This window comes from Streptomyces sp. SID5785, assembly GCF_009870065.1.
GTDB lineage: Bacteria > Actinomycetota > Actinomycetes > Streptomycetales > Streptomycetaceae > Streptomyces.
The window spans coordinates 1-10,873 of sequence record NZ_WWIA01001134.1; the positions used below are offsets into that span (position 1 = coordinate 1).

Consider the following 10,873-nt stretch of genomic DNA (forward strand, 5'->3'; position numbering starts at 1 on the left):
CCGCCCCTTCGTGCCCTCCGCACCGCCCCCGGCGCAGTACGACGACCGCACCACCCGGCTGCGCCCGCTCAGCCACCTCGGCGGCCGCCTCGCCCCCCGCGCCGCGGCCGCCGCGGCCTGCCTCGTGCTCGGGGTCGGCCTGCTCGGCGGCGCCGCCACCGGCTCGCTGCTGACCGGCGAGGAGGACGGCGCCACCGTCTCGGCGCAGACCGCCTTCCACGACGCCTCCGCGCTGTGGCACAGCGTCCCCGTCGACACGCTGTTCCCGCGCACCCTCGACGGCGAGGGCGCGGGCCCCGGCGGCGCCGACCGCACCTGGACGCGGATCGCCGTCGCTCCCGACAGCGGCTGCACCAAGGCCTTCGACCCGCTGCTCCACAAGGCCCTGCGCTCGGTGGGCTGCCTGCGCCTGCTGCGCGCCACGTACGTCGACGCCAGCCAGAGCAGCGTCACGACCGTGGGCCTGCTCTTCACCAAGGCCGACGCCGAGGCCACCCAGGCCCTGCGCACCCGCTTCAGCGAGCAGGGGCTCGACCGCCGCCGCGACCTGCTGCCCCGCCCCTACGCCGCCGACGGCACCGCCGCCGCACACTTCGGCGACGCCCAGCGCGCCTCGTGGACGATCAGCGTCCTCACCGACGCCCCGGTGGTCGTCTACGCGGTCTCCGGCTTCGCCGACGGCCGCACCGTCGCCGACCCGCAGCCCGCCGCCGAGGCCATGAAGGCGAGCGCCACCACGGCCCCCGCCCAGGCCGGACTAGGCCACGAGGCCCAGGGCATCGCCGACCGGATCGAGCGCGGACTGCGCAAGACCGTCCAGAAGTCCACGGAGCAGCCCTCATGACCCGCCGCGCCCACCGGCTCGCCGTCGCCGCCCTCAGCGCGGCCGCTCTCGCGCTCCTCCCCGCCACCACGGCCCACGCCGACGCGGTCCGCGCACAGCAGTGGGGCCTGTCCGCCCTCCACACCCAGGAGGCCTGGCGCACCACCAAGGGCAAGGGCATCACCGTCGCCGTCCTCGACACCGGCGTCGACGACCGCCACCCCGACCTCACCGGCAACGTCCTGGCCGGCAAGGACCTCGTCGGCTTCGGCGCCGGCCGCGGCGACCGCCCCTGGGCCCGCCACGGCACCGCCATGGCCGGCATCATCGCCGGTCACGGCCACGGCGCGGACCGCGGCGACGGCGTCGTCGGCGTCGCCCCCGAGGCGAAGATCCTGCCCGTGCGCGTCATCCTGGAGGACGGCGACCCGGCCCGCGCCAAGGCCCGCGAGACCCGGGGCAACGCCCTGGCCGAGGGCATCCGCTGGGCCGTCGACCACGGCGCCGACGTCATCAACCTGTCGCTCGGCGACGACTCCGACACCGCCCACCCCGAGGCCGGCGAGGACGCCGCGGTCCAGTACGCGCTGAGGAAGGGCGTCTGTGTCGTCGCCTCCTCGGGCAACGGCGGTGAGAAGGGCGACCACATCTCCTACCCGGCCGCCTACCCCGGCGTCATCGCCGCCACCGCCGTCGACTCCTCCGGCACCCGCGCCTCGTTCTCCACCCGCCGCTGGTACGCCACGGTCGCCGCCCCCGGCCGCGGCATCGTCACCGCCGACCCCGACCGCACGTACTACTCGGCCTGGGGCACCAGCGCGGCCTCCGCGTTCGTCTCCGGCGCCGTCGCCCTCGTGCGCGCCGCCCACCCGGACCTGAGCCCCGCCCAGATCAAGAAGCTCCTCGAGGACACCGCGCAGGACCCGCCGGCCGGCGGCCGCGACGACTCCCGCGGCTACGGTCTGGCCGACCCTGCCGCCGCGATCGTGGCGGGCTCCCGACTCAGCCCCAAGGGCATCAGCTCGGCCGCGTACGGCGACCGCTATTTCGGCGACGGGCCCGACGCCCCGGCCGACGACGCGGCCGCCGGCTGGACCGGCCCGGTCGCGGGCGCCCTCGGACTGCTGCTGCTCGGCGCCGCCGTCTGGCTGTGGCGCGGGCACCGGCTCAGCCGGCGCCGCTGACCACCGGCACCGCCGCACGCGCCACTGCCTCGACGAGCGCGACCCCGGCGTCCATCGTCGCGCTGCCGTCGGACAGCACCGCGACGAGCACCTGCCGCCCGTCCACCCGCACCCGGCCGATGCTGTTCACGTCCCACCGCTGCGTCGTGCTCCGCCGCAGCCAGCCGTTCTTCAGCTCCGCGTTCCCGGCGGCCGACACGCCCCAGGCCTGGTCGGCCTCGACGGACCCCATCAACTGCCGCACCGTCGACCGCGACTCCGCACTCAGGACCGCGTCGTCGCCGGGGGCGAACACCTGCCGCAGCAGGGTCAGTCGGTCGGCCGCCGTGGTCTGGGTCAGCCCCCACAGCGGGCCGCTGCCCCCGGTCGTGCCGGTCAGCCCGAGCCGCTCGTTGGCCGCGTCCAGCGCCGCGGCCCCGCCCAGGTCGTCCCACACGGCGGTCGTCGCGTCGTTGTCGCTGCGCTCGATCATCGCCGCGGCGCGGGTGCGCTCCTGCGAGGTCAGGTCCCGGCCCGCGTCCTGTGCGCGCAGCAGCAGCGCGCACACCAGGTCGACCTTGACGACGCTCGCCGTGTCGTAGGTGCCGCCGCCGGGGGCGTACGCGGCCGTCGCCCCGCTCGCCACGTCGAGGACCGCGACCGAGAGACCGCCGCCGTGCCCGGCGACGGCGTCGGCCACCGCGGTGGCGAGCGCACCGTCCCGGTCCTGAGCGGGCGCGGACGGCGATGACGGAGACACGGTGGGACCCCCTGTGGCTGCGGCGACGTGCGACACGGGCGCGCTCGCGTCGTGCGCCCCCGCCCGTACGGAGACGGTAGCGCCGGCGGCGCAGCAGACCAGCGCCGAGGCGAAGAGGGACGCGAACAGCGCGGGGTGCCGCGCACGGCGACGGCGGGTGCGGCAGGTGCGACGGGTACGGGGAGTGCGGGGAGTACGCGGCGGCATGCCGCGATGCTCGGCAGTCGCCCTGTGCGCAGGATGAGCCCGACCTCGGGGTCCGCTGAGAAACCCCGGCCGCCCGCTCGGTAGGGTCGGTGAACGTGGCGAACAAGAACATTCCCGACTCCGGCTACTCCGACGACGACGGCTCCGCGGACCCGCGTCTCGCCGCGGCCCTGGCCGCCTGGTCGGACGACCGCACCGCGCACGGCCCGGTGCTCGCGGCGCTGAAGGAGGCCCGCCTCCTTGTGCCCGTCGTCGCCGTGCTGGGCGAGGTGGAGGAGGGCGAAGCGCCCCACGCGGGCGGTGAGGGGAGCCGGACGGCCGGGCTGCGCCGCGAGAAGACGAGCGACATGGCCGTGCCCACCCTGAAGGCCGGCGACCGCAAGGCCCTGCCCGCCTTCACTTCGATCGCGTCCCTCGCGCTGTGGGACCCGCAGGCCCGCCCCGTCGCCGTGCCGCTGCACCAGGCGCTCCAGGCCGCCGCGCACGAGAAGGCCGACACCGTGGTCCTCGACCTGGCGGGCCCGGTCCCGTACGAGCTGACCGGCTCCGCCCTCTACGCGCTCGCCGAGGGCCGCACCAGCGCGGACCCGCTGACCGACCCGGCCGTCGTCGAGGCGGTGCGCGCCGCGGTCGCCGGCGTGGGGGCGGTGCGGCGCGCGTACCTGGGCCCGGGGCAGGGCGACGGGACCCTCGCCCTGGTGCTCGACCCGGGCGTGCCGCAGGACGCGGGTGTCCACGCGGTGGCCCGCCGCCTGGCCGCCGACGAGACACTGCGGGCCCGCCTGACGAAGGGCCTCGACCTGGCGTTGCTGCCGGCCGAGGCCGCCCTGTCGAGCGAGCCCGTGTACGAGCGTCCCTGAGCCGGGACGCCGGGGTGCTGCCGTGCGACCGGCCCCTCCACGGGGCGGCGGTCACGCGGGCCCGTCATCCGTAGACGGCGCCCGTGTACTTCTCGCCCGGGCCCTGGCCCGGCTCGTCCGGCACGATCGACGCCTCGCGGAAGGCGAGCTGCAGCGACTTCAGGCCGTCCCGCAGCGGGGCCGCGTGGAAGGAGCTGATCTCGGTCGCGCTCGCGTCGAGCAGACCGGCGAGGCCGGAGATCAGCTTGCGGGCCTCGTCGAGGTCCTTGTGGGCGTCGCCCTCCTCGGTGAGGCCCAGCTTCACCGCCGCGGCGCTCATCAGATTGACCGCGACCGTCACGATGACCTCGACGGCGGGCACCTCCGCGATGTCGCGGGTCAGCGCGTCGTAGTCGGGCGTGTCAGGGGAGTCAGGGGCAGCAGCGGGGGTCGCGTCACTCATGGGCCCCACGATATGCGGACCCCGCGCGGTGCCGTGCCACGCACCCGGTTGGGCGGTACGGCCAAGTCCTGCTAACCTTGTGTAACGACCGGCCGGACGCCCACGTCCTCGTGACGAAGGTGACCGGCCCACAAGTGGAGGCTCCGATCTCCCACCTGGCCGCCCTCAGGGCGGCGGGTCACCGGTCAGACGGCCACCATCGTTCCGTACGGACGATGGAGCCGTCCGAACAGCGCCCCGCGGTCCGCCGCGCGGTGTTCCGGTCAGTCTTGGAGCCCCGCGTGTGTACCGTCCGGGGCATTTTTTGTGTGCCGGCGCGGTTGGTACTTACGTGACAAACGTTACGCGGCGGTCCGCCAGGCCGTCGTGTGGTGCTACCGAGGAGGATCCATCAGCGCCGAGCCCCGCATCAACGACCGGATTCGCGTTCCCGAAGTGCGACTTGTCGGTCCCAGCGGCGAGCAGGTCGGGATTGTTCCGCTTGCCAAGGCCCTTGAGCTTGCTCAGGAGTACGACCTCGACCTGGTCGAGGTGGCGGCGAACGCCCGTCCGCCCGTCTGCAAGCTCATGGACTACGGGAAGTTCAAGTACGAGTCGGCCATGAAGGCCCGTGAGGCGCGCAAGAACCAGGCGCACACGGTCATCAAGGAGATGAAGCTCCGGCCGAAGATCGACCCGCACGACTACGACACCAAGAAGGGTCACGTCGTCCGGTTCCTCAAGCAGGGCGACAAGGTCAAGATCACGATCATGTTCCGTGGTCGCGAGCAGTCCCGGCCGGAGCTCGGCTACCGACTGCTGCAGCGTCTCGCGGAGGACGTCCAGGACCTCGGTTTCGTCGAGTCGAACCCGAAGCAGGACGGCCGGAACATGATCATGGTTCTCGGTCCGCACAAGAAGAAGACCGAGGCGATGGCCGAGGCCCGCGAGGCGCAGGCCGCCCGCAAGGCCGAGGCGAAGGCCAACCCCGGGAAGTCGCAGAACGCGGCTGAGATCGAGGCCGAGGCCCCCGCCGACGCCGAGGTCGAGGCCCCCGCCGAGGCTGCTGCCGAGGCATGATCCGCCGGCGCACCGCCTGTGCGCCACGGATACCAACTGACACAACTGACGTTCCCTCACGGCCGGTTCGCGCCTTCGGCACGGACCGGCCGGGAATGCCACTGACGAGGAGAGAACGGCGCTATGCCGAAGAACAAGTCGCACAGCGGTGCCAGCAAGCGCTTCAAGATCACCGGCTCCGGCAAGGTGCTCCGTGAGCGCGCCGGCAAGCGCCACCTGCTCGAGCACAAGTCGTCCCGCGTGACGCGTCGCCTCACCGGCAACGCCGAGATGGCCCCGGGCGACGCCGCGAAGATCAAGAAGCTTCTCGGCAAGTGATGCTCGGGTGCTGAGCACCCTGAGCGTCGACTGACCGGGACCTATTCGAATTCGGGTCGGGTGAAGACAACCCCGGCCCCGCTACAAGGAGTTACAAAGTGGCACGCGTCAAGCGCGCGGTGAACGCGCACAAGAAGCGTCGGGCGATCCTCGAGCAGGCCAGCGGCTACCGCGGTCAGCGTTCGCGTCTGTACCGCAAGGCCAAGGAGCAGGTCACCCACTCCCTGGTCTACAACTACAACGACCGCAAGAAGCGCAAGGGCGACTTCCGTCAGCTGTGGATCCAGCGCATCAACGCCGCTGCCCGCCAGAACGGCATGACGTACAACCGCCTCATCCAGGGTCTGAAGGCCGCCAACATCGAGGTGGACCGCAAGATCCTCGCCGAGCTGGCCGTCAACGACATCAACGCGTTCGCCGCGCTGGTCGAGGTTGCGCAGAAGGCCCTGCCGGCCGACGTGAACGCGCCCAAGGCCGCTGCCTGAGCGCTCCGCTGAGCCGGACGTGATCTTCGGACCCGCAAGCCGAGTGCTTGCGGGTCCGAGTGCGTTCGGCAGCCCGTCTGCCCAGTTGTTGTCGTGTGCCGCGTGCGGGTCCGTCGTGGCTGAGCGCGCAGTTCCTCGCGCCCCTGATGTGTCAAGGTGAGTTTTCGATGGTTGCCCCCGAGTTGATCTCTCCCAGGTCCCCCCGTGTCTCCGCCGCCCGACGGCTCGGAAAGCGGAACTTCCGGGGGAAGGAGCGGCTGTTCCTCGCCGAGGGGCCGCAGGCCGTCCGGGAGGCCGCCGCCCACGGCGGGCTCGTCGAGATGTTCACGACCGTCGAGGCCGCCGAGCGCTACGCCGACATCATCGGTGAGGCCCGGGCCGCCGGGTCCCGGGTGCACCTGGCCGACGAGAGCGTCATCGCCGAGATCTCCACGACCGTGACGCCGCAGGGGCTCGTCGGGGTCTGCCGCTTCCTGGACACGCCGTTCGAGGAGATCCTCGCGGCGCGACCCCGGCTCGTCGCCGTCCTCGCGCACGTCCGCGACCCGGGCAACGCGGGCACCGTGCTGCGCTGCGCGGACGCCGCGGGCGCCGAGGCCGTGATCCTCACCGACGCCTCCGTCGACCTGTACAACCCGAAGGCCGTCCGCGCCTCCGTCGGCTCCCTGTTCCACCTGCCGGTCGCCGTCGGCGTCCCCGTCGAGCAGGCCGTCGCCGGGCTGAAGGAGGCGGGCGTGCGGATCCTCGCCGCCGACGGCGCGGGGGAGCACGACCTCGACGACGAACTCGACCGGGGCACCATGGGCACCCCCACCGCGTGGATCTTCGGCAACGAGGCCTGGGGCCTGCCCGAGGAGACCCGCGCCCTCGCCGACGCCGTCGTCCGCGTCCCCATCCACGGCAAGGCCGAGAGCCTCAACCTGGCGACGGCCGCCGCGGTCTGCCTGTACGCCTCGGCGCGCGCGCAGCGGGCCGAGGGCGGCTGCCGGTCCTGAACTACGGGCGGCACGGCCTGTCACCCCGTCACCCTCGGCTAGTAGGGTGACCCACTCGAGCCCGCTGAACCGACTCGAGAGGTGGGGTACGGGGAGATGACAGTCCGCACCAGCGCGGATTCGGGAGCGGGTGAGTCCTCCGGGGCCGCCGGGCCCGGGCCGGCCGGACTCGGCATCGGTCCCGACGACCTGTCCGACGGGCTGGTCGTCGCCGACGAGCGCGGACGGGTCGTCTGTTTCAACGCCGCCGCCGAGCGGATCACCGCCGTGTCCGCCGTGCACGCCCTCGGGGCGCCGCTCGAGCGGGCGCTGCCGCTCGAGGATCTGGAGGGGCGGCGCTGGTGGCAGCTCACCGACCCCTACGGCGGACTCGCCATCCGGGTCGGACAGCCCGAGCGGAACCTGCTGCTGCCCGGCGGCCGCGAGGTCCTGGTCACCGCCCGGTACGTGCGCAGCAGGCCCACCGGACCGGTGCTCCGGGTCGTCGTCTCGATCCGCGACACCGAGGCCCGGCGGCGCACCGAGCGCAGCCACGCCGAGCTGATAGCCACCGTCGCGCACGAGCTGCGCTCGCCGCTCACCTCCGTGAAGGGGTTCACCGCGACGCTGCTGGCGAAGTGGGAGCGCTTCACCGACGAGCAGAAGCGGCTCATGCTGGAGACCGTCGACGCCGACGCGAACCGGGTCACGCGGCTCATCGCCGAGCTGCTCGACATCTCCCGCATCGACTCCGGCCGGCTCGAGGTGCGCCGCCAGCCTGTGGACATCGCCGCCGCCGTCTCCCGGCACATCCAGGCGCACGTCGCCTCCGGCCGGCCCGCCGAGCGGTTCCTGCTCCGGGTCACCCAGCCGCTGCCCGCCGTGTGGGCCGACCCCGACAAGGTCGACCAGGTCCTGAGCAACCTCCTGGAAAACGCCGTGCGCCACGGCGACGGAACCGTCACCATTGACGTCGAGCCCACCGACCCGGTCGGCGCGTCGGTCACCGTGAGCGACGAGGGGCCCGGCATCCCGGAGGAATCCATGAACCGCGTCTTCACCCGCTTCTGGCGGGGCAGCAAGCGCGGCGGCACCGGGCTCGGCCTGTACATCGTGAAGGGCATCGTCGAGGCCCACGGGGGCTCCATCACGGTCGGGCGCGCGCCCGGCGGCGGCGCCCGCTTCCGATTTATGCTGCCCGTGGCGGCGCCGGCGTATCTCAACGCCTGAGCAGACCGGCCCCACGGGCGCAGTCACCCACCTCACCCCCGCTAGACTCGTCCTTTGGCACATTGCGTCTCCAGATCAGAGACGTTCGTCCCCACGGCCGGGGCGCGTCGCAGACGGGGCCATCCGCCAGCCAACGGAAGCACGGGAAGAGATGTCGGCACCGAACAAGTCGTACGACCCTGTCGAGGTCGAGGCACTGAAACCGGAAGAGATCGAGCGGGTGCGGGACGAGGCGCTCGCCGCCTTCGCCGCCGCGGACTCGCTCGAGGCGCTCCAGGAGGCCAAGGTCGCGCATGCGGGCGGCACGTCGCCGCTGTCGCTCGCGAACCGCGAGATCGGCGCGCTGCCCCCGCAGGCCAAGGCCGCGGCCGGCAAGCTCGTCGGCCAGGCCCGCGCCGCCGTCGGCCGGGGCCTCGCCGCCCGCCAGACGGAGCTCGAGGCCGAGCGCGACGCGCGCGTCCTGGTCGAGGAGGCCGTGGACGTCACGCTGCCTCACGACCGCGTGCCCGCGGGCGCCCGGCATCCGCTCACCACCATGATGGAGCGCGTCGCCGACGTGTTCGTGTCCATGGGGTACGAGATCGCGGAGGGCCCCGAGGTCGAGGCGGAGTGGTTCAACTTCGACGCGCTCAACTTCACGCCCGACCACCCGGCCCGGCAGATGCAGGACACGTTCTTCGTCGCGGGCCCCGAGGGCCGCGCCAAGACGGTCGGCGACGAGTCGGGTGTCGTGCTGCGCACGCACACCTCGCCCGTGCAGGCCCGCTCGCTGCTCGACCGGGAGCCCCCGGTCTACGTGGTCTGCCCCGGCCGCGTGTACCGCACCGACGAGCTGGACGCCACGCACACCCCGGTCTTCCACCAGATCGAGCTGCTCGCCGTGGACGAGGGCCTCACCATGGCCGACCTGAAGGGCACGCTCGACCACATGGTCAGGGCGCTCTTCGGCGAGGACATGAAGACCCGGCTGCGCCCCAACTACTTCCCGTTCACCGAGCCGTCCGCCGAGATGGACATGGTCTGCTACGTGTGCCGCGGCGAGTCGGTCGGCAACCCCGACCGGCCGTGCCGCACCTGCGGCAGCGAGGGCTGGATCGAGCTCGGCGGCTGCGGCATGGTCAACCCGCGCGTGCTCACCGCGTGCGGCGTGGACCCCGAGAAGTACAGCGGATTCGCCTTCGGGTTCGGCATCGAGCGGATGCTGATGTTCCGCCACAACGTGGAAGACATGCGAGACATGGTCGAGGGTGACGTCCGGTTCACCCGGCCGTTCGGGATGGAGATCTGATGCGGGTCCCGCTTTCCTGGCTGCGGGAGTACGTCGACCTGCCGGCCACCGAGACCGGTCGCGACGTACAGGAGAAGCTGGTCGGCGTCGGCCTCGAGGTCGAGACCGTCGAGCAGCTCGGCGCGGACATCAAGGGCCCCCTCGTGGTGGGCCAGGTTCGGACGATCGAGGAGCTGGAGGGCTTCAAGAAGCCCATCCGCTTCTGCACCGTCGACGTCGGCCGGGCCAACGGCACCGGTGAGCCTCAGGAGATCGTCTGCGGCGCCCGGAACTTCGCGGTCGGCGACAAGGTCGTCGTCGTGCTGCCCGGCGCCGAGCTGCCCGGCGGCTTCGCGATCGCCGCGCGCAAGACGTACGGCAAGACCTCGCACGGCATGATCTGCTCCACCGACGAGCTGGGCATGGGCGACGACGGCACGCACGGCATCATCGTGCTGCCGCCGGAGACCGAGGTCGGCCGCGACGCCGTCGAACTGCTCCAGCTGGTCGACGAGGTCCTCGACATCGCCGTCACGCCGGACCGCGGCTACTGCCTGTCGATGCGCGGCATCGCCCGCGAGACCGCCATCGCGTACGGTCTGCCGCTGCGCGACCCGGCGCTCCTCGACGTGCCCGCGCCCAACGCGCAGGGCTACCCGGTCCAGGTCTCCGACCCGATGGCCTGCGACCGCTTCACCGCGCGCACCGTCACCGGTCTGAGCCCCGAGGCCCGCTCGCCGATCTGGCTCCAGCGCCGGCTGCAGAAGGCGGGCATGCGCCCGATCTCGCTCGCCGTCGACGTCACGAACTACGTGATGCTCGAGCTCGGCCAGCCGCTGCACGCCTACGACCGCTCCCTCGTCCAGGGTCCGATCGGTGTGCGCCGCGCCACGCAGGGCGAGCAGCTCACCACGCTCGACGGCGTCAAGCGCACGCTGGACGCCGAGGACCTGGTCATCACCGACGACCGGGGCCCGATCGGCCTGGCCGGGGTGATGGGCGGCGCCAACACGGAGATCGCCGACCACAGCGAGGACGCCGGCACCACCGACGTCGTCGTCGAGGCGGCGCACTTCGACGCGATCACCATCGCCCGCACCGCGCGCCGCCACAAGCTGTCCTCCGAGGCGGCCAAGCGCTTCGAGCGCGGCGTCGACCCGCAGGCCGCGTCCGCCGCCGCCCAGCGCGTCGTCGACCTGCTCGTGCTGCTCGCCGGCGGCACCGCGCAGGAGGGCGTCACCGAGGTCATCGCCCCGGGCGCCCCGCGCACCATCACGATCCCGGA

The 10,873-nt window shown here is 73.0% G+C and carries 12 protein-coding genes; 10 read left to right on the plus strand and 2 right to left on the minus strand.

Features of this window, described 5'->3' with window-relative positions:
• Nucleotides 1-10 precede the first annotated feature (10 nt).
• Complete coding sequence (locus tag GTW43_RS36710) at nt 11-844, plus strand: hypothetical protein (protein ID WP_343246234.1); 834 nt, start codon at nt 11-13, stop codon at nt 842-844.
• Nucleotides 841-2,007 carry a type VII secretion-associated serine protease mycosin gene (gene mycP / locus GTW43_RS36715; protein ID WP_161306295.1) on the plus strand — a complete coding sequence of 389 codons (1,167 nt, stop codon included), beginning with the start codon at nt 841-843 and terminating at the stop codon, nt 2,005-2,007. The genes GTW43_RS36710 and mycP overlap by 4 nt, the downstream gene beginning before the upstream one ends.
• Here mycP and GTW43_RS36720 read toward each other — a convergent pair.
• A complete protein-coding gene (locus GTW43_RS36720; RefSeq protein ID WP_343246233.1) occupies nt 1,991-2,746 on the minus strand; it encodes a serine hydrolase in 756 nt (251 codons plus the stop codon). The two genes, mycP and GTW43_RS36720, sit on opposite strands and share 17 nt — an antisense overlap.
• A 302-nt stretch (nt 2,747-3,048) precedes the next feature.
• Here GTW43_RS36720 and GTW43_RS36725 point away from each other — a divergent pair, with 302 nt between their 5' ends.
• Entirely contained in the window at nt 3,049-3,813 is a 765-nt protein-coding gene (locus tag GTW43_RS36725; protein ID WP_161306297.1) for an SseB family protein, read from the plus strand.
• 64 nt (nt 3,814-3,877) lie between these two features.
• Here the strand turns inward: GTW43_RS36725 and GTW43_RS36730 are convergent, their stop codons facing one another.
• Nucleotides 3,878-4,255: a DUF1844 domain-containing protein gene (locus tag GTW43_RS36730; protein WP_161306298.1), complete on the minus strand. Its 378-nt coding sequence runs from the start codon at nt 4,253-4,255 to the stop codon at nt 3,878-3,880.
• Nucleotides 4,256-4,621: 366 nt separating this feature from the next.
• Here GTW43_RS36730 and infC point away from each other — a divergent pair, with 366 nt between their 5' ends.
• The 7 genes from infC to GTW43_RS36765 form a co-directional block, all read left to right on the plus strand.
• Nucleotides 4,622-5,314, plus strand: a complete 693-nt coding sequence (gene infC, locus GTW43_RS36735; RefSeq protein WP_161306299.1) for a translation initiation factor IF-3 — start codon at nt 4,622-4,624, stop codon at nt 5,312-5,314.
• Nucleotides 5,315-5,437: 123 nt separating this feature from the next.
• A complete protein-coding gene (rpmI, locus tag GTW43_RS36740) occupies nt 5,438-5,632 on the plus strand; it encodes a 50S ribosomal protein L35 (RefSeq protein WP_003977225.1) in 195 nt (64 codons plus the stop codon).
• A 98-nt stretch (nt 5,633-5,730) separates the two neighbouring features.
• Complete coding sequence (gene rplT, locus GTW43_RS36745; RefSeq protein WP_030493496.1) at nt 5,731-6,117, plus strand: 50S ribosomal protein L20; 387 nt, start codon at nt 5,731-5,733, stop codon at nt 6,115-6,117.
• Nucleotides 6,118-6,284: 167 nt separating this feature from the next.
• Nucleotides 6,285-7,112, plus strand: coding sequence for an RNA methyltransferase (locus tag GTW43_RS36750; protein WP_161306300.1), 828 nt, complete (start codon nt 6,285-6,287; stop codon nt 7,110-7,112).
• 96 nt (nt 7,113-7,208) lie between these two features.
• Nucleotides 7,209-8,321 carry a PAS domain-containing sensor histidine kinase gene (locus tag GTW43_RS36755; RefSeq protein WP_161306301.1) on the plus strand — a complete coding sequence of 371 codons (1,113 nt, stop codon included), beginning with the start codon at nt 7,209-7,211 and terminating at the stop codon, nt 8,319-8,321.
• Nucleotides 8,322-8,472: 151 nt separating this feature from the next.
• A complete protein-coding gene (gene pheS / locus GTW43_RS36760) occupies nt 8,473-9,609 on the plus strand; it encodes a phenylalanine--tRNA ligase subunit alpha (RefSeq protein ID WP_161306302.1) in 1,137 nt (378 codons plus the stop codon).
• Nucleotides 9,609-10,873 (plus strand): phenylalanine--tRNA ligase subunit beta (locus GTW43_RS36765; protein WP_161306303.1); only part of this gene is annotated, 1,265 nt, incomplete at its 3' end. The genes pheS and GTW43_RS36765, both read left to right, overlap by 1 nt.

Bases quoted from the DNA above. Each gene is read 5' to 3' on its own strand.
- mycP (WP_161306295.1), top strand. From the start codon at position 841: ATGACCCGCCGCGCCCACCGGCTCGCCGTCGCCGCCCTCAGCGCGGCC.
- GTW43_RS36755 (WP_161306301.1), top strand. From the start codon at position 7,209: ATGACAGTCCGCACCAGCGCGGATTCGGGAGCGGGTGAGTCCTCCGGG.
- GTW43_RS36730 (WP_161306298.1), bottom strand. From the start codon at position 4,255: ATGAGTGACGCGACCCCCGCTGCTGCCCCTGACTCCCCTGACACGCCC.
- pheS (WP_161306302.1), top strand. From the start codon at position 8,473: ATGTCGGCACCGAACAAGTCGTACGACCCTGTCGAGGTCGAGGCACTG.
- rpmI (WP_003977225.1), top strand. From the start codon at position 5,438: ATGCCGAAGAACAAGTCGCACAGCGGTGCCAGCAAGCGCTTCAAGATC.
- GTW43_RS36750 (WP_161306300.1), top strand. From the start codon at position 6,285: ATGGTTGCCCCCGAGTTGATCTCTCCCAGGTCCCCCCGTGTCTCCGCC.